This window comes from Micrococcaceae bacterium Sec5.1 (assembly GCA_039636795.1).
GTDB lineage: Bacteria > Actinomycetota > Actinomycetes > Actinomycetales > Micrococcaceae > Arthrobacter.
Genome location: CP143430.1, coordinates 1,369,929 through 1,392,329, shown reverse-complemented (window position 1 = coordinate 1,392,329; position 22,401 = coordinate 1,369,929). Strand labels below are relative to the sequence as shown.

The 22,401-nt window shown below is 61.7% G+C and carries 20 protein-coding genes; 6 read left to right on the top strand and 14 right to left on the bottom strand.

The genetic code is table 11. From position 1 onward, the window contains the following. Nucleotides 1–2 precede the first annotated feature (2 nt). From VUN82_06560 to VUN82_06520, 9 genes are all read right to left on the bottom strand, one after another. Entirely contained in the window at nt 3–1,292 is a 1,290-nt protein-coding gene (locus tag VUN82_06560; GenBank protein XAS73497.1) for an ABC transporter permease, read from the bottom strand. Next, complete coding sequence (locus VUN82_06555; protein XAS73496.1) at nt 1,289–2,650, bottom strand: ABC transporter permease; 1,362 nt, start codon at nt 2,648–2,650, stop codon at nt 1,289–1,291. Before VUN82_06555 ends, VUN82_06560 begins: the two co-directional genes overlap by 4 nt. Then, nucleotides 2,640–4,160 (bottom strand): ABC transporter ATP-binding protein, encoded by a 1,521-nt coding sequence (locus VUN82_06550; protein XAS73495.1) that lies wholly within the window; start codon nt 4,158–4,160, stop codon nt 2,640–2,642. Before VUN82_06550 ends, VUN82_06555 begins: the two co-directional genes overlap by 11 nt. Before the next feature lie 183 nt (nt 4,161–4,343). Continuing rightward, entirely contained in the window at nt 4,344–5,594 is a 1,251-nt protein-coding gene (locus VUN82_06545; GenBank protein XAS74630.1) for a BMP family ABC transporter substrate-binding protein, read from the bottom strand. 119 nt (nt 5,595–5,713) lie between these two features. After that, nucleotides 5,714–6,736, bottom strand: coding sequence for an NADP-dependent oxidoreductase (locus VUN82_06540; protein XAS73494.1), 1,023 nt, complete (start codon nt 6,734–6,736; stop codon nt 5,714–5,716). Then, entirely contained in the window at nt 6,733–7,164 is a 432-nt protein-coding gene (locus VUN82_06535) for an organic hydroperoxide resistance protein (protein XAS73493.1), read from the bottom strand. The genes VUN82_06540 and VUN82_06535 overlap by 4 nt, the downstream gene beginning before the upstream one ends. Nucleotides 7,165–7,219: 55 nt before the next feature. After that, nucleotides 7,220–7,654, bottom strand: coding sequence for a MarR family transcriptional regulator (locus VUN82_06530; GenBank protein ID XAS73492.1), 435 nt, complete (start codon nt 7,652–7,654; stop codon nt 7,220–7,222). Between the two features lie 113 nt (nt 7,655–7,767). Further along, the gene (locus VUN82_06525) at nt 7,768–8,973 is read right to left on the bottom strand and encodes an amidohydrolase (GenBank protein ID XAS73491.1); all 1,206 of its coding nucleotides are present in this window, start codon (nt 8,971–8,973) and stop codon (nt 7,768–7,770) included. A gap of 108 nt (nt 8,974–9,081) precedes the next feature. After that, complete coding sequence (locus VUN82_06520; GenBank protein XAS73490.1) at nt 9,082–10,215, bottom strand: sugar phosphate nucleotidyltransferase; 1,134 nt, start codon at nt 10,213–10,215, stop codon at nt 9,082–9,084. Nucleotides 10,216–10,524: 309 nt separating this feature from the next. Between VUN82_06520 and sdhC the strand changes: the two genes are divergently transcribed. The 5 genes from sdhC (at nt 10,525) to VUN82_06495 (ending at nt 14,922) form a co-directional block, all read left to right on the top strand. Then, nucleotides 10,525–10,860: a succinate dehydrogenase, cytochrome b556 subunit gene (gene sdhC / locus VUN82_06515; GenBank protein XAS74629.1), complete on the top strand. Its 336-nt coding sequence runs from the start codon at nt 10,525–10,527 to the stop codon at nt 10,858–10,860. Between the two features lie 3 nt (nt 10,861–10,863). After that, entirely contained in the window at nt 10,864–11,340 is a 477-nt protein-coding gene (locus VUN82_06510) for a succinate dehydrogenase hydrophobic membrane anchor subunit (GenBank protein ID XAS73489.1), read from the top strand. Between the two features lie 98 nt (nt 11,341–11,438). Continuing rightward, nucleotides 11,439–13,238, top strand: a complete 1,800-nt coding sequence (gene sdhA / locus VUN82_06505) for a succinate dehydrogenase flavoprotein subunit (protein XAS73488.1) — start codon at nt 11,439–11,441, stop codon at nt 13,236–13,238. Further along, nucleotides 13,238–14,020: a succinate dehydrogenase iron-sulfur subunit gene (locus VUN82_06500; GenBank protein ID XAS73487.1), complete on the top strand. Its 783-nt coding sequence runs from the start codon at nt 13,238–13,240 to the stop codon at nt 14,018–14,020. Before sdhA ends, VUN82_06500 begins: the two co-directional genes overlap by 1 nt. A gap of 128 nt (nt 14,021–14,148) precedes the next feature. Continuing rightward, complete coding sequence (locus tag VUN82_06495; protein ID XAS73486.1) at nt 14,149–14,922, top strand: alpha/beta fold hydrolase; 774 nt, start codon at nt 14,149–14,151, stop codon at nt 14,920–14,922. 68 nt (nt 14,923–14,990) lie between these two features. Here VUN82_06495 and VUN82_06490 read toward each other — a convergent pair whose 3' ends face one another. Further along, nucleotides 14,991–16,292, bottom strand: coding sequence for a sugar ABC transporter substrate-binding protein (locus tag VUN82_06490; protein XAS73485.1), 1,302 nt, complete (start codon nt 16,290–16,292; stop codon nt 14,991–14,993). A 110-nt stretch (nt 16,293–16,402) separates the two neighbouring features. Between VUN82_06490 and VUN82_06485 the strand changes: the two genes are divergently transcribed. Continuing rightward, complete coding sequence (locus VUN82_06485) at nt 16,403–18,625, top strand: hypothetical protein (protein XAS73484.1); 2,223 nt, start codon at nt 16,403–16,405, stop codon at nt 18,623–18,625. Nucleotides 18,626–18,726: 101 nt separating this feature from the next. On the opposite strand, the gene VUN82_06480 is transcribed toward VUN82_06485, so the two are convergent. Genes VUN82_06480 through VUN82_06465 form a run of 4 tightly spaced genes read right to left on the bottom strand, consistent with a single transcriptional unit; the run spans nt 18,727 to nt 22,400 of the window. Continuing rightward, on the bottom strand, nt 18,727–19,812 hold the full coding sequence (locus tag VUN82_06480; protein XAS73483.1) for a YihY/virulence factor BrkB family protein: 1,086 nt from the start codon (nt 19,810–19,812) through the stop codon (nt 18,727–18,729). Continuing rightward, on the bottom strand, nt 19,739–20,416 hold the full coding sequence (locus VUN82_06475) for a 2'-5' RNA ligase family protein (protein XAS73482.1): 678 nt from the start codon (nt 20,414–20,416) through the stop codon (nt 19,739–19,741). The genes VUN82_06480 and VUN82_06475 overlap by 74 nt, the downstream gene beginning before the upstream one ends. 4 nt (nt 20,417–20,420) lie before the next feature. Next, nucleotides 20,421–21,545 (bottom strand): tryptophan--tRNA ligase, encoded by a 1,125-nt coding sequence (trpS, locus tag VUN82_06470; protein XAS73481.1) that lies wholly within the window; start codon nt 21,543–21,545, stop codon nt 20,421–20,423. 21 nt (nt 21,546–21,566) lie between these two features. Next, entirely contained in the window at nt 21,567–22,400 is an 834-nt protein-coding gene (locus VUN82_06465; protein XAS73480.1) for an exodeoxyribonuclease III, read from the bottom strand. Nucleotide 22,401 lies beyond the last annotated feature (1 nt).

Genomic DNA, 22,401 nt, shown 5'->3' with positions numbered 1-22,401 from the left:
CGTCAACCCTTCACGTACGGTATGCCGCTTGCGGCAGGTGGCCGCGACCTGCCCACCAAACCGGCGACGGCGAAGATGGTCACCAGGTACGGCAGCATGGCCATGAACTGGCTTGGCACCGGGGTACCAATGATGCCCAGAATCGATTGCAGGTTGTACGCAAAGCCGAACAGCAGCGAGGCGAGGAAGGCACCGATCGGGTTCCACCGTCCAAAGATCAGGGCCGCCAGGGCAATGAAGCCACGGCCACCGGAGATTTCCTTGGTGAAGGAGTCGATGGTCACCAGCGTAAACACGGCACCACCGATACCGGCGATTGCACCGCCCAGCGTCACGTTCCAGAAGCGGGTGGCGTTGACGTTGATGCCCAGGGTGTCCGCAGCCTGTGGATGCTCGCCGACAGCGCGGACACGCAGGCCCCAACGGGTCTTGAACAGGCCGAACCAGACCACTGCTACAGCCACATACATGAGGTAGCCAGCGATGGACTGCTTGAACAGGATCGGCCCGATGATGGGAATGTCCGAAAGCAGCGGAATCGGCAGGATATCCAGGCGGCCAGGGGTGTTGAACTGCTCCTTGTTGGTCACCATGACTGTGCCAAACAGGAAGCCGGTGAGACCGGACACCAGCACATTCAGCACAACGCCCACAATGATCTGGTTGACGAGGTATTTGATGCTGAAGACCGCGAGGACCATGGACACGGCGGCACCGGCGACTGCAGCAGCAATCAAGCCAACGTACGGGCTGCCCGTCACCGTTGCCACCAAAGCGGCGGTGAAAGCTCCGCCCAGCAGCTGGCCTTCAATGGCAATGTTCACCACGCCCACCCGCTCGCACAGGACGCCGGAAAGGGAGCCAAAAACCAAGGGAACAGCCAAGGTAACCGAACCCGCAATGAGGCCGGCAAGGGAGATGGACGGCTGCCGTGCGCCGGCAACAATCCATACCAGCAAGGCGAAAACGAAGACCACCGCGAAGGCGATCGGCAGCCACTTCGGGGATCGCTCACCCCGTGTCCACAGGTAGATCGAGTAAGCGGCCATGGCCAGGAGCACGATGGCCAGGACGATGCCACCTACCTGGCCTGGAATCGCCAGCGCTGGGACGGCAAAGGCGTCGCCGGGATCGCTGATCTTCATTTCTGCTGTCTGGTCCGGACCCAAGAGGCCGAAGAACACGAGGGCAATGAGTGCCAGGACGCCAAGCGAAACCGGGACCTTCAAGGATGGCCGCAGCCCCGGTAATGCTGTTGCTCCCGCTAGGGGCGCGGTGGATGTTGCGCTCACTTGGCACCTCCGGTGGCGTTGGCAAGGGCAGCTTTCCGAGCGGCCTTCGGTGTCTTGTTCTTCTTCTTGGGCTCAAGCCGGAAAACCGACCTGATCAGTGGCGGCGCCGCGATGAACAGGACGATCAGGGACTGGACCACCAGCACGATGTCGATCGGCGTTCCCGTTTGGATCTGCATCTGAACCGCACCGGCCCGGAAAGCACCGAAGAGCAGGCCCGCGAAGAACGTTCCCCATGGAGTGCTTCGGCCAAGCAGTGCAACAGTGATGGAGTCGAAGCCAATCTGGGCTGCAACACCGCCCGTCAATACCTTTTCGGTGCCGGCCACCTGGGCAACGCCACCGAAGGCAGCGAGGGCACCGGCAAAAGCCATCACCAGTATGGTGGCGCGGGGTACCTTGACGCCCGCCGTGCGCGCGGCCACTGGGTTGGCACCAACTGCGCGGAACTCAAAGCCAATGGTGGAGCGGTTCAGCATCCACCACACGCCGTATGTCAGCAGGACGGCCACCAGGAAACCCAGGTGGAGCCGGGAACCTGGAATGAGCACAGGGTAAGTGGCAGTCTCATCCAACCGGGGTGAGATGGGGCTGTTGTCCCCCGGGCGCCGGAAGGCGGCGGTGTTCAGGAGGAAGTCCAAAAGGAACAACGCGACGTAGTTCAGCATGATCGTCACGATGACCTCGTGCGCGCCTGTCCGGGCTTTGAGGATGCCAACTATCGCACCCCAGGCAGCGCCGCCGAGGACGCCCATGATGATGACCAGCAGCAGGTGGAGCCCGAACGGCAAGTGCCAGGTGAAACCAACATAAGCAGCCAGCGTTGCGCTGATGATGATCTGGCCTTGGGCGCCGATGTTGAACAGGCCGGCGCGGAAGGCCAAGGCAACGCCGAGGCCTGCACAGATCAGTGGGGTGGCTACCGTCATTGTTTCAAGCAGGGGCATGAAACCTTCGCGGGGGTTGAACACCGAGCCCTGGAACAACGCGACGTAGCTCTTGGTCATGGCATTCCACAACGCCAGCAGGAAATCGCTGGGCCGCGCGAAGAAATAACCCGCGCTCTCGGAAACCTTCTTGTCCGTACTGGCAATGAGCAAACCGCCCAGGAACAGCGCCACGATAACCGCCAGGACGGACACGAAGCCGTTGCCCATGACGATCTTGCGCATCGTGCTGGCTTGCCGGTGACCGGTGTCCCCACTCTGAGACGACACGGGAACGATGGACGGTTCCAAGGTGCCGCCAGCGGTGTCCAGCGCGACGTCCGCCGCACGTACTTCCGAGGCAGATTCCTCGGGGGTCTGGTCATTGCTGGGAGTCTGGTCCTTACTGGGGGTCTGGTCCTTACTCGTCATGGGAGCCTCCTTCCGGGCCGACGCCAGCCATCATCAGGCCGAGGGTGTCTCGGGGAGTTCCGGCAGGGACAATGCCCACCAGCTTCCCCTTGTAAAGCACGGCGATCCTGTCCGCGAGTTCGATCACTTCATCGAGTTCCGTGGAAATGATCATCACGGGTGTTCCAACGTCCCGCTCCGCAACTATGCGCTTATGCAGGAACTCGATGGAGCCAACATCCACGCCGCGCGTGGGCTGGCTTGCGATGAACAGCCGCAATGGCCTGGACAACTCGCGGGCCATAACCACCTTTTGCTGGTTGCCACCGGAGAGGGTTCCTGCCGCAGCTCCCGCCGACGGCGTCCTGATATCGAACTCCTGGATCTTGGCTTCGGCATTTTCTGCCACTTTGGCGGGCTTCATGCTGATGCCGCTAGCGAACGGTGCTTGGTCGTAAAGGTCCAGCACCAGGTTCTCGGCAACGGAAAAGGGGCCTACCAGCCCGTCCACTGTGCGGTCTTCCGGGACAAAGCCGACGCCGGAGCGCAGCACGTCCTTGACCGGCAGGCCCAGGAGCTGCTTGCCGTCCAGCGTCACGGATCCCGTGACGTGCGGCTGGATACCGAGGATGGCTTCCGTAAGTTCCGTCTGGCCGTTGCCTTGGACACCCGCGACGGCGAGGATCTCACCTTGGGCGATGTCGAAGCTGATGCCGTCCACCACGTTGGTTCCATTGGGGGCGCGGACTGTCAGGTCCTTCACAACGAAGGTTGTTTCCTTTGGCTGGGCTGCCGCTTTGTCCAAGGTCAGGCTCACGGGGCGGCCCACCATCATGGAGGCAAGTTCCGTGGCAGAGGCCGTGGGTGGAGCATCGCCTACTACTTTGCCGCGGCGGATTACCGTGATGACGTCGGAGACGGCCTTCACTTCGCGAAGCTTGTGCGAAATGAACACGACCGATGTGCCGGCCGCCTTGAGCTGGCGCATGATGTCCAGCAACTCATCCGTTTCCTGCGGCGTCAGGACTGCCGTTGGTTCGTCCAGGATGAGCACCTTGGCCTCCCGGACCAACGCCTTGATGATCTCGACGCGTTGCTGGACGCCCACGGGGAGGTCCTCCACCAGGGCGTCGGGATCGACGTCGAAGCCGTACTTCTTTGAAATGTCCCGGATTTTCTTCCGGGTTTCATCGATGCTGAGGACGCCACCCAACGATGTCGGCTCTGCACCCAGGGCCACGTTTTCGGCGACAGTGAAGACGGGAACCAGCATGAAATGCTGGTGGACCATGCCAATACCGGCGGCCATGGCGTCGCCCGGGCCCCGGAAGTTGACCGTCTTGTCGTCAACGAGGATTTGTCCGGCCGTCGGTTCATAGAGTCCGTACAGCACGTTCATGAGGGTTGATTTTCCGGCGCCATTTTCGCCGAGGAGGCAATGGATCTGGCCGGATTCGACCACGAGGTCGATGTCTTGGTTGGCGTAGAAGGTCCCGAAAGCTTTCGAGATCCCCTTCAATTCGAGTTTCACAACTCCCACCGTTCTTTGAGTCCGAGGGACGGCTGTACTGCTCAAAGCCATTGGCTTTGAGCAGAAGCCTATTCTTGCGAGGGCCAGCAAGATAGGCGCTGCGGCCCGCAATATAGGCGCTGGTCAGGGCAAAAACGAGCCGCCAGTACCGGCACTCGGTACTGGCGGCGCGTCCAGGAATTGTTACTTCTTGGGGCTTGCCGCTGATTCAACAACCAGCTTGCCGGACACGATGTCCGCCTTCAGGGCATCGAGCTCGGACTTCGTCTCGGCGGGGACTGCGGAATCGAGGTCGTGGAACGGTGCAATGGCAACACCCTTGTTGGCAAGGGTGCCAACATAGGCTTCGTTGCTGAACTTGCCTTCCTTGTCGTCCTTCACCACCGTTTCGACGGCCTCATCCATTTGCTTGACCACGGAGGTCAGCATGAGGTCCTTGTACTCAGGAGCAGTGAGGTAGCCATCGGAGTCAACCCAGATGAGCTTGACGTCCTTGCCGGCGGCCTTGGCTTCCTTGAGGGCTGCACCTGCACCCTTACCCACCGGGCCTGCCACGGGCATGACGATGTCCGCACCCTGGTCCAGGAGGTTCTTGGTGATTTGCTTGCCGGTGTCCTGCTTCTCGAAGTCGCCCGTGAACGAGCCATCCTGAGTGGCCTTGTCCCAGCCGATTACCTGGACGGACTTGCCCTTGGCCTTGTTGTAGGCCTGGACGCCGTCATAGAAACCGTCCATGAAGATGGTCACCGTTGGGAGCTTGATGCCGCCGAAGGTTCCCACCTTGCCGGTCTTGCTTGCGGACGCAGCAGCGTAGCCTGCGAGGTAGGCAGCCTGGGCGGTGTCATAGACCACTGGCTTCACGTTGGCGATGGGGTCCTGGTACGAGAAGTCAATGATCGCGAAGTGCTTGTCGGTGTTCTTCTGGGCTGCTGCCTTGGTGGCATCGCCCAGGAGGAAGCCGACCGTGACGGTCAGATTGCAGCCAGCGGAAACCATGCCGTTGAGGTTGGTTTCGAAGTCGCTGTTGGCCTTGGACTCAGCCGACTTCATGGTAATGCCAAGGTCCTTTTCGGCCTTCTGCATACCCTCGAAGGAGGACTGGTTAAAGGACTGGTCATCGAATCCGCCGGAGTCGGACACAATGCAGCCGATGTAGTCGCTCTTGGTGGGGCCGGCCGAACCGGAGTTAGGGGCTTGTCCGCAGCCGCTGAGCAGGAGCGCTGCCGCCCCTGCAGTTGCAATACCGGCCATTGAACCGCGCTTAATTGAACCGCGCTTAAGGGTGGCACGCAGTGGGTTCTTCAATTTTCCTCCAGGAAGAAAGTGAGTCGCGCTACGACGGATGGTCAATGAGTGTCCGTTTCGAATACCCGAGGCAGAAATTCTGTTTTCACTGAAGTTCGCAGCACTGCGCCGAAGCGCCTTGATACCCACAACACTAGTGGCGTGGACCACACGCAGGTAGCACAATCGAGTCCCCAAGGGCAGATTGTTGACCTTTTGTTACCAAGCAGTAGCCGGGTGCGCAAGTCACACCCGGCCCACCCCCAACGTCAGAGCCTGACGAGCATCTTTCCGGTGTTGGCGCCGTCCAGCAGATCAATGAATGCCTGCGGTGCGTTCTCCAGGCCGTCCACGATCGTCTCGTCGTAGCGGACGGTCCCGTCGGCCAACCAAGCTGCCATCTTTTCGGCGAACTCAGCGGCGTGCTGACGCTGACCGCCCACCAGGAATCCACGCAAGGTCAACTGCTTGCCGATCGCCAGCGCCAGGTTCCTCGGTGCAGCCGGCGGTTCGGTGGAGTTGTATTGCGCAATGGCACCGCACATGGCAACGCGCCCGCCCACAGTGAGCGTGGCCAGAGCGGCTTCGAGGTGCTTGCCGCCCACATTGTCGAAGTACACATCGATGCCGCGCTCCCCCGCCGCCTCACGCAACTGATCAAGAACCGGGCCATCGTTGTAATTGAAGGCGGCGTCGAAACCGAGCTCCAGCAGCCTGGTGACCTTTTCGGCAGAACCGGCACTGCCGATCACCTTGCTGGCTCCGGATGCCTTGGCAATCTGGCCCACCATGGATCCCACAGCGCCGGCCGCACCGGATACGAAGACGACATCGCCTCCTTTGAACTCGGCCACCTTGAGCAGGCCCGCATAAGCGGTCAGGCCCGTCATGCCCAAGGCACCAAGGAACGCCGACGTGGGTGCCAAGCCGCTTGGAACCGTGGTTGTCGCAGCCGCGTCCACCACCGCATGCTCGCGCCACCCCAGTTGATGTACGACGACGTCACCCACCTTGTGCGCGTCGGACCTGGACGCGATCACCTCACCTACCGCACCGCCGTCGAGCGCTGCATCCAGGCGGAAAGGAGCCGAGTAGGACTTGACGTCGTTCATGCGTCCGCGCATATAGGGGTCCACGGACATGAACTGGTTGCGGACCAGGACCTGGCCGTCCTGAAGGTCCGGCAGCCCGGAGGCGGCCAGCCGGAAGTTCTCCGGCGACGGGCGTCCTACCGGGCGTGACGCGAGCTGGATTTCGCGGGTTTCCACTGGCGTGCTGGTAGCGGCGCTCATGCTGCGAACTCCACGAGCTTGAGGTCTACGGCCATGTTGCCGCGCGTGGCGTTGGAGTAGGGGCAGATCTGGTGCGCCTTGGCCATCAGTTCTTCCGCCTTTTCGCGATCCAAGGCGGGCAGGGCGATCTCCAGCTCGGCGGCCAAGCCGTAGCCCTCGCGGTCAGTGAATGCGCCGAAGTGGACCTTGGCGGCAACGGCGGAATCGCTGAGGTCAACGCGTTCCTTGCGGCCCACCAGGCGCAGGGCGGAATGGAAGCATGCCGCGTAGCCGGCGGCGAACAACTGCTCGGGGTTGGTGCCCTGGCCGTTGCCTCCGAGCTCAACCGGGCTGGCGAGGGCGACGTCGAGCTTGCCGTCGTTGGTGCGGGCGTTGCCATCGCGGCCTTCGCCGGAGGCCAAAGCCTCGGCAGTGTAGAGAGTCTTCACGAATCTTCCTTTTCTCTTGGACATCAGTGGGCTTATGTGTGGCTTGAAAAAATTCTCAGAGTGACTTCTGCAGTGCCGCGGTGAGTTTGCCGAGCGTCGCGTGCAACTGCTCAATCTCATCCGTGGAGAGGCCGGCGGCATCAGCGAGGCGCTTGGGGACGGCCTGGGCGCGGGTGCTCAGCCCCCTGCCAGCGTCGGTCAGGACGACATCCACCCGTCGTTCGTCATCAACGGAACGATGGCGCTCAACGAGCCCAAGCCCTTCAAGGCGCTTCAATAGAGGCGACAACGTGCCGGAGTCGAGCCCAAGTTCGGCGCCAAGTTCCCGCACGCTGCGCGGTTCCTGCTCCCAGAGGACCAACATCACCAGGTACTGCGGATATGTAAGACCCAGCTCGTCCAGCACGGGGCGGTAGACCGCCGTCGCGGCCTTGGACGCCGAATACAGCGCAAAGCAGACCTGGTGGCGGAGGCGGGGTGCATCACTCATGGATAAAACGATAGTGCACAATTCAATTGTGCACAACTTAACTATGCCCAACTAGGGGACAATACATGTCCCAGTGAGTGCTCAGTGGAACACGTGCTGTCCCTTAGTTGGGTTTAGTCCTGGAGGTCTCGGATCGTTCGAAGTGCGGCAGCAGTGAGGACCCGGATAGCGTAGCCGAGGGCGCGTTCATCCACGATGAAGTCGCCACGGTGAAGGTCATATTCTTCGCCGCCAGGCGTGTGCGTGCCGAGCCGCATCATGGCTCCCGGAAGGTCGGCCAGGAACCAGGCAAAGTCTTCGCCACCCATCGACTGGGGCGTCAGGACTACGGCGTTCTCGCCGAGTTCGGCACGCGCCGCAGCTTCAATCAAGGCCGTCTCGTGTTCCGAGTTGACCACGGGAGGAACGCCTCTCGTGTGCTCCAGGTGCACGTCCACGCCGTAAGGAGCGGCAACCTGCTTTACGACGTCGTCCAGCAACTCGCCCGCGCTGTGCCAGGCATCCCGGTCAAGGCAGCGCATGGTGCCCGCCATGTAGCCAGTGCCGGGAATGGCGTTGGGTGCGGAACCTGCCGAGATCTGGCCCCACACCACTGACACTCCGCTTCGGACGTCCACGCGGCGTGAGAGCACGGCGGGCACGTTGACCGCAATTTGCGCCAGGGCAAAGACGAGGTCTTCCGTCAGGTGCGGCCTGGATGTGTGGCCACCGCGGCCCGTGAGCTCGATCTTAATGGTGTCCGATGCCGAGGTGATGGCCCCGATCCGGGTGCCGATCTTGCCGACGTTGATCCTGGGATCACAGTGCAACGCAAGGATACGGGGAACGCCTTCCAGCACGCCCTGCTCGATGCAGGACAAAGCACCGCCGGGCATGGTCTCCTCGGCCGGCTGGAAGATAATGCGGACAGTGCCGCCCAGCGGGGTGTTCTTATGCATCCGCTGCAGCACCAAGGCAATGCCGAGCATGGTGGTGGTATGAACGTCATGTCCACAGGCATGGGTGACGCCGTGGTTCTTCGAAGCGAACGGCAGACCCGTTTCCTCGATGATGGGCAAGGCGTCGATGTCACCACGCAGTGCAGTGGCAATGGAACCTTCTCCGATGTCCACCGTGAGCCCGGTGCCTTCAAGGCGACGCGGCTGCAATCCGGCAGCTTCGAGCCGCTCCACGAGTTTGTCCGTGGTGCGGAATTCCTTGAAGGAGAGTTCAGGGTGCGCATGGAGGTCCCGCCTGAAATCGATGAGTCCAGGCAGCAGCTCATCCACCCACGGACTTACGACGGGGGTGGGCTCGGTTTCAGTGGTGTAATTGCGCACGTCACAACTCTAGCCATCCACGGCCTCCGAAGAACGAAAGCCACCTCTTGGTTACGCTGCGTTCAGGCGCAGGACAACCAAAGAGGTGGCTCACGGTATAAGGGATTGCTACAGGACGTCCGTATCGCCACTGGCTTTGAGGGCATCAACAGTGCCCTTGACCAACTGGGCATGTTCCTTAGTGGTAACCAGGAGAGCGTCGGGCGTGTCCACGATGACCACGTCTTTGATGCCGATAAGGGCGATCACGCGCTTGGTATCGGAAACCACTACGCCGCTCGCGTTCTCGGCAAACACGCGGGCACCTTCGCCAAGAACGGTCACTTCATCGACGTCGCCCGCATTGTTCAGGCGGCCGATTGCCGCAAAGTCACCAACGTCGTCCCAGCGGAATGTACCAGGCACGACGGCGACATCGCCGGCTGCCGCTGCCGGCTCGGCAACCGCGTAGTCGATCGCAATCTTGGGCAGTGTGGGCCAGACACGCGCGGTAACTTCAGCGCGCTGGGGCGTGTCCCAGGCTTCGGCGATTTCCTGAAGGCCCTTGAACAGCTCCGGCTGGTTCGCTTCGAGGTGCTGGAGCATGAGCGCTACGGGAGCAACGAACATGCCTGCGTTCCAGACGTAGTCCCCTGCCTCCACATATTTGTTGGCAACTTCCTGGCTGGGCTTCTCAACAAACTCAGCCACAGCAAGGGCGTTCGGAGCACCTTCCACGTTCAGTGCTGCACCGGAGCGGATGTAGCCGAAGCCGGTGGAGGGGTGCGTGGGCTTGATGCCAATGGTAACGATCTTGCCCGTGGCAGCGGTGTAAATTGCCTCACGCACAGTGTCCTGGAACAGATCGTCGGGGCTGATCACCTGGTCTGCGGCGAACGAACCCATGATGGTCTCCGGGTCGCGGCGGTGGAGAATCGCGGCGGCCAAGCCGATGGCAGCACCGGAGTCCTTGGGCTCGCTTTCGAGCACCAGCTCGTCATCGCCCACTTCGGGGAGCTGCCGGCATACAGCGGCACGGTGTGCCTCGCCGGTCACAACGAGCACCCGCTCACCGGCCAGCGGCTCAAGGCGGTCATAGGTGGCCCTCAACAACGTGCTGCCGGAGCCGGTCAGGTCATGGAGGAACTTGGGCGCAGCGGCACGCGAGAGTGGCCACAGCCGGGTCCCCACACCGCCCGCCGGAATAACCGCGTGGAAGCGGTTCAATGGAGATTCCGGGAATGTCGCGTCTTCTGTACTCACCGCAACACTTTATCGGACGCGGCTGCAAAGCCCCGCAGTCCGCCACACATGTGGCCTTCGTCTCATGAAGCAGGGGAAATTGCCCAAATATCGCGTAAATACGGGCAGGAAACATGGAATTAACAACCAGAGAAGCGCGTCCTAAATTGAATAAGCTGGTAGCGAAGCCTAGATTTAGGCGTGAGCTACGAGTGCTCTCGCAGCAGGCGTTCCCCCCGCATGGATCCCATGCCAGCGCCGCTGTGTTGCAGGAAGGTTTAATCAGTGCCGACAAAACCAGCTGGCACCTTGTACCGCGGCCGTGAAGGCATGTGGTCCTGGGTTGGACACCGTATTACCGGTGTAGTGATCTTTTTCTTCTTGTTGGTCCATGTGTTGGACACCTCATTGGTGCGCGTGTCCCCTGAGGCCTACACGGCCGTCATTGGTGCTTACAAGAACCCCGTCATGGCCCTGGGTGAAACGGGCCTGGTCGCCGCGATCATCTTCCACGCCTTCAACGGCCTGCGTGTGATCGCCATCGACTTCTGGAAGAAGGGCGCGAAGTACCAGCGCCAAATGCTGTGGATCGTGCTTGCGCTGTGGCTGGTCACGTTCGCCGGCTTCGCTGTCCGCCACCTTTCCCTCGCGCTGGGAGGCCACTAGACCATGACCACGATCGAATCCCCCCGCAGCGGAAAAATCGGTGCAGGCAAGATTGCTCCGAAATACAACCGCACCGGCCCCAGCCGTGGCAACTTCGAGATGATCGCCTGGCTCTTCATGCGCCTCTCCGGCATCGTCCTGGTGGTGCTGATCTTCGGCCACCTCTTCGTGAACCTGCTGGTGGGCGAGGGTATCCACGCCATCGACTTCGGTTTCGTCGCCGGTAAGTGGGCGGACCCCTTCTGGCAGTTCTGGGACCTCGCCATGCTCTGGCTTGCCATGCTGCACGGAACCAACGGCGTGCGCACCATCATCAACGACTACGCTGAAAAGGACGCCACGCGCTTCTGGCTCAAGGTAGTCCTCTATGCAGCCACGGCTGTCATCATCATTCTCGGCACCCTGGTGATCTTCACGTTCAACCCGTGCCCCGTCGTCGACGGCGTTCAGCTGCCTGGCGGCTTCTGCCCGGCCCCGTAACGGCGCTTCCGGTGACTCCTTTGAGTCCACCGGTTCGCCTGACGTAGCGGAGCAGCCTCCGCCGACCATCTGAATTTTTGAAAGAGAGAGCATCTGGTATGCAGGTCCATAAGTACGACGTCGTCATTGTCGGTGCAGGTGGCGCCGGCATGCGCGCCGCGATCGAATCCGGTCAGCGCGCACGCACAGCGGTACTGACCAAGCTCTACCCCACCCGCTCGCACACCGGTGCAGCACAGGGCGGTATGTGTGCAGCACTGGCCAACGTCGAAGAAGACAACTGGGAGTGGCACACCTTTGACACGATCAAGGGTGGCGACTACCTGGTTGACCAGGACGCAGCCGAGGTCATGGCGAAGGAAGCCATTGACGCCGTGCTGGACCTGGAAAAGATGGGTCTGCCGTTCAACCGCACGCCCGAGGGCCGGATTGACCAGCGACGCTTCGGTGGCCACACCCGTGACCACGGCAAGGCTCCCGTCCGCCGTGCTTGCTATGCAGCCGACCGTACGGGCCACATGATCCTGCAGACGTTGTACCAAAACTGCGTCAAGCACAACGTTGAGTTCTACAACGAGTACTACGTCCTTGACCTGCTGATCGTCGAAGAAGACGCGGTGCGCGAAGACGGTACCCCGTACAAGCAGAAGCGTGTAGCGGGCGTGGTCTCCTACGATCTTGCTTCCGGTGAACTGCACGTTTTCCAGGCCAAGTCCGTGGTGTTCGCCTCCGGTGGTGCCGGCAAGGTCTTCAAGACGACCTCCAACGCCCACACCCTCACGGGCGACGGCATGGGCATCGCGTTCCGCCGCGGCATCCCCCTGGAAGACATGGAGTTCTTCCAGTTCCACCCGACTGGCCTCGCTGGCTTGGGCATCCTCCTCACCGAGGGCGCACGTGGTGAAGGTGCCATCCTTCGTAACTCCGAGGGTGAGCGCTTCATGGAGCGTTACGCCCCAACCATCAAGGACCTTGCACCCCGTGACATCGTGGCCCGCGCCATGGCGAACGAAGTGCGTGAAGGCCGTGGTTGTGGTCCAAACAAGGATTACGTGCTCCTGGACCTGACCCACCTTGAGCCTGCCCACATCGAGGCCAAGCTTCCGGACATCACGGAGTTCGCGCGCACCTACCTGGGTGTGGAGCCGTTCACCGATCCTGTCCCCGTGTTCCCCACCGCGCACTACGCCATGGGCGGCATCCCCACCAACATCACCACCGAGGTGCTGCAGGACAACGACACGATCGTGCCGGGCCTCTACGCAGCCGGTGAAGTTGCCTGTGTTTCCGTGCACGGCTCGAACCGCCTCGGCACCAACTCGCTCCTGGACATCAACGTCTTCGGCAAGCGCGCCGGTATTGCCGCTGCGGAGTACTCCAAGACAGCCGACTACGTCGAGCTGCCCGAGGACCCTGAGGCAATGACCCGCGGCATCCTCAACGGCCTGCTGACCGGCAACGGCACCGAACGTGTTGCCCAGATCCGCAAGGAACTGCAGGACACCATGGATGCGAACATGCAGGTGTTCCGTACCAAGGAATCCCTGGAGCAGGTCCTTAGCGACATCGCTTCCTTCGAAGAGCGGTACAAGAACGTCACCGTCCAGGACAAGGGCAAGCGCTTCAACCTGGACCTCCTGGAAGCAGTGGAGCTGGGCTTCCTGCTGGACATGGCCAAGGTCATGACGGTCGGTGCGCTGCACCGTGAAGAGTCGCGCGGTGGCCACTACCGCGAAGACTTCCCGGACCGCAATGACGAAAAGTTCATGAAGCACTCCATGGCCTACCTGGACTCTTCCGTCACCGTCGACTCCTCGGCGGAATCTGTTGCGGGCATCCGTCTTGAGACGAAGCCCGTCATCTTCACCCGTTACGAGCCGATGGAGCGTAAGTACTAATGACGACCGAAATGGCAGAGCCCGCTTCCAAGATCGAGCTCCCGGCAAGCGTTGCGGGCGACGGTGAAATTCCCACCTTCCACATCACGCTCCGCGTACGCCGCTACGATCCGGAGATCTCGGACGAAGCACGCTGGGATGACTACAAACTGACCATGTACGGCACGGACCGCGTTCTGGATGCCCTGCACAAGGTCAAGTGGGAGATCGACGGCAGCGTTTCCTTCCGCCGCTCCTGCGCCCACGGTGTCTGTGGTTCGGATGCCATGCGCATCAACGGTCGCAACCGCCTCGCCTGCAAGACGCTGCTGAAGGACCTGGACACCACCAAGCCCATCACCGTCGAGCCGATCAAGGGCCTCCCTGTGGAGAAGGACCTGATTGTGGACATGGAACCCTTCTTCCAGTCCTTCCGCGAAGTCATGCCGTTCCTGATCAACAAGGGCCACGAGCCCACCAAGGAGCGCCTGCAGTCCGTTGAGGACCGTGAGCGCTTTGACGACACCACCAAGTGCATCCTGTGTGCTGCCTGCACCTCGTCCTGCCCGGTCTTCTGGACCGACGGCCAGTACTTTGGTCCGGCCGCAATCGTCAACGCACACCGCTTCATCTTCGATTCCCGCGACGACGCAGGCGACATGCGCCTGGAGATCCTGAACGACAAAGAAGGCGTGTGGCGTTGCCGCACCACCTTCAACTGCTCGGAAGCATGCCCCCGCGGCATCCAGGTGACCCAGGCAATCGCCGAGGTCAAGCAGGCCATCCTGGCCCGCAAGATCTAGTTCGCCGGTCCCGCTAAGGAACCACACGACGACGGCGCCGCCCACCACTTTTGGTGCGTGGCGCCGTCGTCGTTGATCATTTGGCCTACCTCGCCCCGGCCGGTAGCCGCAAAAGCAAGGAGACCAGAGTGCCACGCTCTGAGAAGATCACTTTCACCGGAAGCACGGGTGATGCCCTCGCCGGCATCGTGGACGTGCCTGAGGGGCCTGTCCGCGGCTGGGGCGTATACTCGCACGGCCTGACCCTGGGCAAGGACAGCCCGGCTGCTTCCCGGATCTGCAAAGGGCTCGCGGAACAGGGTGTTGGCATGCTCCGGTTCGACAACCTTGGCCTGGGTGGTTCTGCCGGGGAATGGTCCGCGGGATCTTTCAGCGTCAAGGTGGCTGACACCATCCTCGCCGCCGCCTTCATGCGGGAGCAGGACAGGCCGGTCTCCTTGCTGGTGGGCCACTCCTTTGGCGGCGCCGCTGTGCTGGCCGCTGCGCGCGATATCCCTGACCTCAACGCCGTGGTGACCGTGGGCGCACCTTACGAGCCAAAGCACGTTGAGCACATGTTCGACGCCGAGATTGACTCCATCCTGCGTGACGGCAGCGCCGTGGTTGACCTCGGCGGCCGCCCCATGGAGGTCCGCAGGCACTTTGTGGAGGACGTAGAACGTGCTGACCTGCGCGACTGCATCCGCACTCTCCACAAACCGTTAATGGTGATGCACTCCCCCACCGACAACACCGTGGGCATCGACAACGCCAGCGAGATCTTCCGTACAGCGCGGCATCCCCGCAGCTTCATTTCGCTTGAGGGCAGTGAGCACCTCCTGACGGGCAAGGGACAGGCCGCCCGGGTGGCACGCATTATCAGCGCCTGGGCGGATCCCTATCTGGAAGTCCGCGACGCCTAAAACCAACGCGGGGCCACTTATGGCCCATGTTTCCCTCTGGAAGGGACCACAAGTGACCCCGCGTTGTCCTATTTGCCGATGGCGGCCTTGCTCTCACTAAGCCACTGTTCGGCGGCCTTCTCCGGGGTCAGCCGCTTGAAAAGGACTTCGGTGTTGATGCGAGCTGTAATCTCGGAGACTGCTGTTGAACCGGTAGGACCGATGAACGTAGGGGCGAAGTCCATCTTCCCGATCTGGTCGATGTAGGCGGCCTCGGCCTTGCCCTGCGGCGTGAGCAGATCCTTGATGGCCGTACGCATGCCGGAGTTGCTGGGCACGCCACGGTCGCTCTGGATGATCTTTGCTGCGGCCTCATTGTTCACCAGGAAGCTGACCAGCTTGGCAGCGGCATCCGTATGCTTGCTACGCGCGGAGATGGTGTAGAACTGCGATGACTGCAGCCAGATGCCGGGCGTGGGCGTCTCGCCAGGCAACTTCAGCAGCTTCAGCTCAGCGCCGGAGGCTTTGCTGAGTGCGGTCAGGGAGTTGGACCAAGTGAGCATCATGCCGGCCTGCCCCATGCCCATAAGTGTCTGTTCAGTGCTGACGTTGAGTTTCTCCACGGTTTCCGAAGCGCTGGGGGCAGCGCCTGACTCGCTGAGCTTGAGCGAGAAGTCGAAGTAGTCCTGCACGGTTTCCTTGTCCAGTCCCAGCTGGCCGTCCTGAGTGTACAGCGACTTGCCACGTTGGCGGGCGAAGGCATCCAGCGAGTCATGCGTAAGGACGGTGGCTGTGCCGTATGTTCCCTTGGGGCTCTTGGCTGTGATGTCTTCGGCGGTCTTTGCGAAGTCATCCCAGGACCACTTGCTGTCGTCCGGCAGGGCAACGCCTGCAGCCTGGAAAACAGCGGGGTTCACTACGATGGCCAAGGCATTGGCACCAGTGGAGACGCCGTACTGCTTGCCCTGGACCTGCCCGTTTTCCAAGGCTCCCTGATCCATTTTGGAGAGGTCGAGTGAGCCGTCCACCTTGGACAGATCCAGCAGGGCCCCGCGATTGGCGTACTCGGCCGGGTAGGCACCGCCCATGGTGATGACATCGGGGGCGTCGTTTGCTGCCACCTGGGTAGCGAGCTTGTCGAAGTAGCCTCCTATGTCGCCATACTCCGGCTTGACCTTGATGTTGGGGTTGGCAGCCTCGAACTCCTTGATGGCCTTGTTGGTCAGTTCGGCACGGGTGGCGTTGCCCCACCATGAGAACCGGATTTCCACGGGGCCGTCTTCGGGCTGGTTGGATGAGGGGCTGGAGCAGGCTGCGGTGAGCCCCAGCATGCCGACGGCTGCTACGAAAGCTATTGACTTCCGGATAGTACGGAGAGATCTACGCGTCATTGGGTAAGCTTCTTTCAGGCTCAAGAAAACGGTTCCTGAAACGTATCAAGGCAGTGTATATTCGTCAATAGTTTGGGATATGAACTATTTGAGCTACTAAGGAGTCCGCCGTGCCCAAGAGGTCCGAGTCCCCAGCCATCGACCGCAAGGCACTTGTCCAGCGCCACAATGTCCGCCAGGAACGCCTTGACCCACGGAGTCCTGTTTCGGTCGGCAATGGCGAATTCGCGTTCACACTGGATCTCACCGGATTGCAAACTTTTCCCGGGACCTACCCCGTGGGCGCCCGTGACGACCTCCCACCGGGCACGCTTCTGGGAACACAGTCACAATGGGGTTGGCACTCGGTGCCGCCCGCACAGCCCTTCGACCTGGCCGGCTCGACCGTCCTCTACGATTCCCCCCGTGGCCCAGTGCCCTACGTGGACATGGTGGGTGGCATCGTCAACGATCGCGAGACTGACACCTCCCCCGCTGAGACCTGGCTCCGGGCGAACCAGCATCGGCTGGACCTGGGGCGCATCGGCTTCCGCTGGCTGGAGAATGGCACGGTGCGCTCCATCCTTGAAGCGGAGATCACCGACACCGAACAAACACTCGATTTATGGTCGGGAGTGGTGACCAGCCGATTCACCTTGGCCGGACACCCCGTCAAGGTCACGACGGCGTGCCACCCCGACGCTGATGAGCTCGGCTTCCGCGTGGAATCGACGGCGCTTGGTGCCGGCTTGGTTGTGGGCGTCGGTTTCCCCTACGGCTCCGAGGCGTGGCATGACGCGGCTGACTGGAACAATCCGGACGCCCACACCACCTCGCTTGACCGCCCGGCGACGTCTGAAGAGCACGATCGTTGCGAAACATGGACAGTCCACCGCGAGCTGGACGAAGCCCGCTATCAGGTTGTCATCACCGGCCAAAACCTGACAGTGGAACAGACCGAACAGCACCAACTCCAAGTAGCTCCTGCTACGGCCGGAGGTCCGGACACCAACGAGGTGTTGGACTTCTCTATCGCATTCCTTTCCGCCGGAGATGGCGACTGTATCCCTCGAGGCAACAACAGGCGAACAGCCACCACACCCGCGGTGAGCTATGCAGCCACTGACCGGACCGGCGTCGAGCTTTCACCTGCCCTTAGCGTGATCGCAGCTTCCGAGGTCTATTGGCCTGGGTTCTGGTCCTCGGGCGGGGCGATCGAGCTCAATGCGACCGAGGATCCCAGGGCCAAGGAATTGGAGCGAAGGATTGTCCTTTCCCAGTATCTGACGGCGATCAATTGCTCAGGTTCGCTACCTCCGCAGGAAACCGGACTCGTGTGCAACTCCTGGCGTGGCCGCTTCCACCTGGAGATGCACTGGTGGCATGCCGCGCACTTTGCGCTTTGGAACCGTGTGGAACTGCTCTTGCCATCGCTACGGTGGTACTCGAGTGTCCTGGAAGTATCCCGCCAAACTGCAAAGGCCCAGGGATTCGACGGCGTCCGCTGGCCCAAGCAGATCGGACCGGACGGCAGGGAAAGCCCAAGTCCCATCGGGACATTCCTGATCTGGCAGCAGCCACACCCCATACATTTGGCCGAGCTTGTGTACCGGGCAAATCCCCGGCGTGAGGTGTTGGAAGAATTTTCGGAGATCGTGTTTGAGTCAGCGGCCTTCATGGCCGACTTTGCACATCCCACGTCGCGTGGGTTCGAGTTGGGGCCGCCCTTGATTCCGGCACAGGAAAGCTATGGCTCGATCCGGGCCAAAGTCACTAATCCCACGTTTGAGTTGGCCTACTGGCAGTGGGGCCTGCGGACCGCTACTGCCTGGCGCGATCGGCTGGGTCTGGACCCTGTGCAGGCATGGTCCGACGTGGCAGATGGTATGGTGCCGCCACGCGTGATCGACGGCGTTTACGCTGCGATCGACGTGGAGCCCTTCACCATCCGCACGGACCACCCTTCGATGCTTTGCGCGCTTGGCGTCCTGCCTCGGACGGACTTGATTGATCCGGACATCATGCGCGCCACCCTGTCGGATGTCCTGGCGGACTGGGATTGGGACAGCACCTGGGGTTGGGACTACCCAGTAATGGCAATGACCGCTGCCCGGCTCGAGGATCCTGAGGCCGCCGTTGACGCCTTACTGCAAAGTGCGGGCAAGAACACGTTCCTTCCCAATGGGCACAACCGCCAAACCGATTCCCTGCCGCTCTATTTGCCCGGGAACGGTGGGCTCCTCGCCGCCGTCGCGCTCATGGCAGCGGGCTGGGACAACGGACCGGATCGACACGCACCAGGTTTCCCGGCTGACTGGACCGTTACGTGGGAGGGGCTGGTCCGGTCGCCGTAGCCGGGCTGGACCCACCACAATCCTCACAGTCAGTTATGGCCCATGTTTCCATCCGGAATGGGCCATAAGTGACCCCGCGTTGCACTATAAGAACGGAATGGTTACGTCTGGGGCGTTGTGCGGCGTGAACCGAGGACCTTCTTGCGCGGGGTCTCCCCCGCCTGCAGGTCAGCCTCGCGGATAGCCGCCCACGAAGCGGACACGAGGTACACCTGGCTCACGAGGTTGAACCAGATCAGAAGGCCGATGATGATGGCAAACGAGGCGAGGACAGGGTTCTGTCCTGCCCGGGCGAGAAGTTCGGTGCTGAAGAGTTGAAGAACCGTGGTGCCAATGCCAGCCAGCGCGACGCCTTCGATGAATGCCCGACGCCCCAGCTTGAGGCCACCTGCAATGCGGAACAACACGGCCGCCGTCGCGCAGTTCAGCAGGAGGGGGACGACGACCTTGACGACGGCGGCCACGGGCGCCGCGACTGCTTCGTCCAAACGGAGGAGGTCGAAGATCCAGGCGGCAGCCGTGCCAAAGATGAGGGATGCACCGGCACTGACCACGAGGATCACGCCAAGGAGCAGTAGGGTACCGGCGTCCACCAGTTTCTGCAGGATGGGGCTGCGCTGGAGAGGATCAGCAGCCGTCACACCCCGCAGACCTTCCCTGACGCTGGCAATCCAACCAAGGGAAGTGAAGATCGTTACCGCTGCTGCGATGACGGCGGTCCATCCAAGACCTGAAGGATTGAGCAGCGTTTGCGGATCAACCAGTCCCTCACCGCCATTGACCTGGAGGAGTCCGGGAGCTGCAGAGGCCACGCTGCGAATCACGGCGTTTTCGAGAACCGGGTTGCCGCCCAGGACGATTCCCGCGATGGCGAAACCCGTAGTGAGGAGGCCCGTGACGGAGAAGAACATGTTGAAGCCGATGCCGGCACTCAGAAGCGGCCCATGCTGCCGGGTGTAGTTCTGGAAGGACCGCATGGCCCGGTTGGTGTTCAGCCTTGCGAGCAGGAGCGCGAGAAGGGCGCTGGCCCTCTTGGGCAGGCCTTCTCCGGCACGCTTGGCGTGGCCCCAGTCCTGCCGCTTGTGAAGAAGTTGAAGTTTTAGCTTTGCCAGCTCAGTTGGCAGCGGAGGACTTCCCGCCGGTGGATGTTGATTCCGCCTGCTGCGTTTCGTCAGTGTCGCCGCCAAAGTCGAGCTCTTCCCGTAGCTGCCAAATTCCATTGGTGTCGTGCTCGTAAAGTCCCATGCTAACCACTGGGAAGGTTGCCCGGTAATCTCTCAGAACCGTTTCGGCCTCGTCCAGATTTTCCTCGGCGACATCATGGGCCACGGTGACATGCGGGTGGTATGGGAAGGGAAGCAAACGCTCAAGCGGACCCGTCTGGAGCTTTTCGTGCAGCTGCACGCACTCTTCGAAGCCCTCTTCGACGTTGACGAAAACCACGGGCGAAACGGGCCGGAAGGAACCAGTGCCGGAAATGGTGATGGTGAACGGTTCCTGTGAGCGGGCGATATCGCGCACGTGGTCCCGGGTGGCTGCCCAGTCCTGTGTGGGCGTCGTGGTGATGAGTGTGATGTGGGCGGGGATGACTTCGGCCATGGGATCCCCAAAGGATGCCCGCCATGCTTGCAGTTCCCGGGCGATCTCCGGCGGGAAGCCAAGAATCACCCCAACGCACATGGTGTCACCGGCACCGCAATCGGTGCCGGTGACAGCGGGCTGGCGCGATTCGTCCGGACCGACGCCTTGAGGGGTATCGGTCTTAACGTTGAGCTGGCCAGCTGCGCACATGAACTTAGCGGACTCCTTGCTCGGTGCGGTAGGCATCCCCGCGGTAAGGCAGGAAGCCCACCTTGGAGTAGACGTCGGCGAGCGTCGCCGAGGCGATCTCGCGGGCTTTGTCCGCACCGTGAGCCAGGAGCCGGTCCAGTTCGGCCGGGTCCGCGAGAAGTTCGTTGGCACGCTCACGGATGGGGGCGAGGCGTCCGGAAACGAGTTCGGCGAGGTCTACCTTGAGGTGGCCGTACATCTTGCCCTGGTAATCAGCCACGATCTTCTCTACCGGGGTGCCGCTGATAGCCGAGTAGATGGTGAGCAGGTTGGAGACGCCCGGCTTGTTTTCGCGGTCGTAGCGGATCTCTGTCTCAGTGTCAGTGACAGCGGATTTGATGCGCTTGGCCACGGTCTTGGGGTCATCCAACAGGTTGATGAGGCCCGCGGGTGATTCGGCAGACTTGGACATCTTGGCCGTAGGGTTCTGGAGATCGTAAATCTTTGCCGATTCCTTCTGGATGAAGGGCTCGGGCACCTGGAACGTCTCGCCGAAACGGCTGTTGAAACGGTTGGCGAGGTCCCGGCTGAGCTCCACGTGCTGGCGCTGGTCTTCGCCGACGGGCACTCCGTGCGGCTGATAGAGGAGGATGTCTGCTGCCTGCAGGATGGGGTAGGTGAACAGGCCGACGCTGGCGTGGTCCGAGCCCTGCTTTTGTGCCTTGTCCTTGAACTGGGTCATGCGGCCGGCTTCACCCATGCCCGTGATGCAGTTCAGTACCCACGCAAGCTGGGCGTGCTCGGGGACCTGCGATTGCACGAACAGTGTGCACTTCTCCACGTCTACTCCGCCAGCGATGTACTGGGCCGCCGTGACCCTGGTGCGGCGGGCGAGCTCGGCGGGATCCTGCGGAACGGTGATGGCGTGCAGATCCGGAATGAAGAAGACGGCGTCGTACTCGTCCTGCATGCGAACCCAGTTGACCAAAGCGCCAAGGTAGTTGCCAAGATGCAGGGAGTCAGCGGAGGGCTGCATGCCTGAAAGGACGCGCTGCTTGGCGCCAACGGCAAGCTTGGTGGAGGTCACGGTACTCCCGCTGGGCAGTGTGGCGGCTGGGGTGCCGGTTTCAGTCGTGATGGAGCTAGTCATTGAGCAATACTTTCGTGAAGCTTAGAGCCGGTAGTCCACTACCAGCGGTGCGTGGTCAGAGAAGCGGGTGTCCCACGAAGGCGCCCGATCCACGACAGCCGAGAACGCGGCCGCTGCAAGTCCGGGAGTCGCCAGGTGGTAGTCGATGCGCCAGCCTGTGTCAGTGTCAAAGGCCTTTCCGCGCTGGGACCACCAGGTGTAGGGGCCGGCGACATTTCCTGCCAGGCCCCTGTGGACATCCCTCCATCCGATTTCTTCACCCAGGAAGCGGTCAAAATACGCGCGCTCCTCTGGCAGGAAACCGGCACGCTTAACGTTGCCCTTCCAGTTCTTGATGTCCAGTTCGGTGTGTCCGACGTTGAGGTCGCCAACTACCAGCGCGTGATCGCTGTGCTTGGCGAGTTCGGGGAGGCGCGTGGTCATGGCGTCCAGGAAGCGGTACTTGTCCTCCTGCTTGGGCGTGCCTGCCTCACCGGAGTGAACGTAGGCGCTGACCACGGACAACGTGGAGGATTCACCGGCTGTGTTCCTGACGGTGAAATCCGCTTCAACCCAGCGGCCCGCGGTGGCGAAGTAGTCATCGCCGATCCCGATCCTGGTTCCGGTGGGTTCCTCGCGTGATGCAATGGCAACTCCTGCGCGGCCCTTTGCCTCAGCCTCAGCGTGGAGGATGTACCAGCCTTCGCCGATCAGCGTGTTGACGATGGCATCAGGAGCACGGACTTCCTGCAGGCAGAGGATGTCTACCTCGCGTGGCTCCAGCCATTCCGCCATACCGTTCTTGTAGGCAGCCCGAAGGCCATTGACGTTGACCGATGCGATGCGAAGGAAGTCCTTCTTCAATGCCGTACTCACC

What these genes read in the sequence shown, in the direction of transcription:
- VUN82_06555 (XAS73496.1), bottom strand. Translation starts at nt 2,650, where the DNA reads ATGACGAGTAAGGACCAGACCCCCAGTAAGGACCAGACTCCCAGCAAT.
- VUN82_06540 (XAS73494.1), bottom strand. Translation starts at nt 6,736, where the DNA reads ATGAGCGCCGCTACCAGCACGCCAGTGGAAACCCGCGAAATCCAGCTC.
- VUN82_06530 (XAS73492.1), bottom strand. Translation starts at nt 7,654, where the DNA reads ATGAGTGATGCACCCCGCCTCCGCCACCAGGTCTGCTTTGCGCTGTAT.
- sdhC (XAS74629.1), top strand. Translation starts at nt 10,525, where the DNA reads ATGTGGTCCTGGGTTGGACACCGTATTACCGGTGTAGTGATCTTTTTC.
- VUN82_06510 (XAS73489.1), top strand. Translation starts at nt 10,864, where the DNA reads ATGACCACGATCGAATCCCCCCGCAGCGGAAAAATCGGTGCAGGCAAG.
- sdhA (XAS73488.1), top strand. Translation starts at nt 11,439, where the DNA reads ATGCAGGTCCATAAGTACGACGTCGTCATTGTCGGTGCAGGTGGCGCC.
- VUN82_06500 (XAS73487.1), top strand. Translation starts at nt 13,238, where the DNA reads ATGACGACCGAAATGGCAGAGCCCGCTTCCAAGATCGAGCTCCCGGCA.
- VUN82_06490 (XAS73485.1), bottom strand. Translation starts at nt 16,292, where the DNA reads ATGACGCGTAGATCTCTCCGTACTATCCGGAAGTCAATAGCTTTCGTA.
- VUN82_06475 (XAS73482.1), bottom strand. Translation starts at nt 20,416, where the DNA reads ATGTGCGCAGCTGGCCAGCTCAACGTTAAGACCGATACCCCTCAAGGC.
- trpS (XAS73481.1), bottom strand. Translation starts at nt 21,545, where the DNA reads ATGACTAGCTCCATCACGACTGAAACCGGCACCCCAGCCGCCACACTG.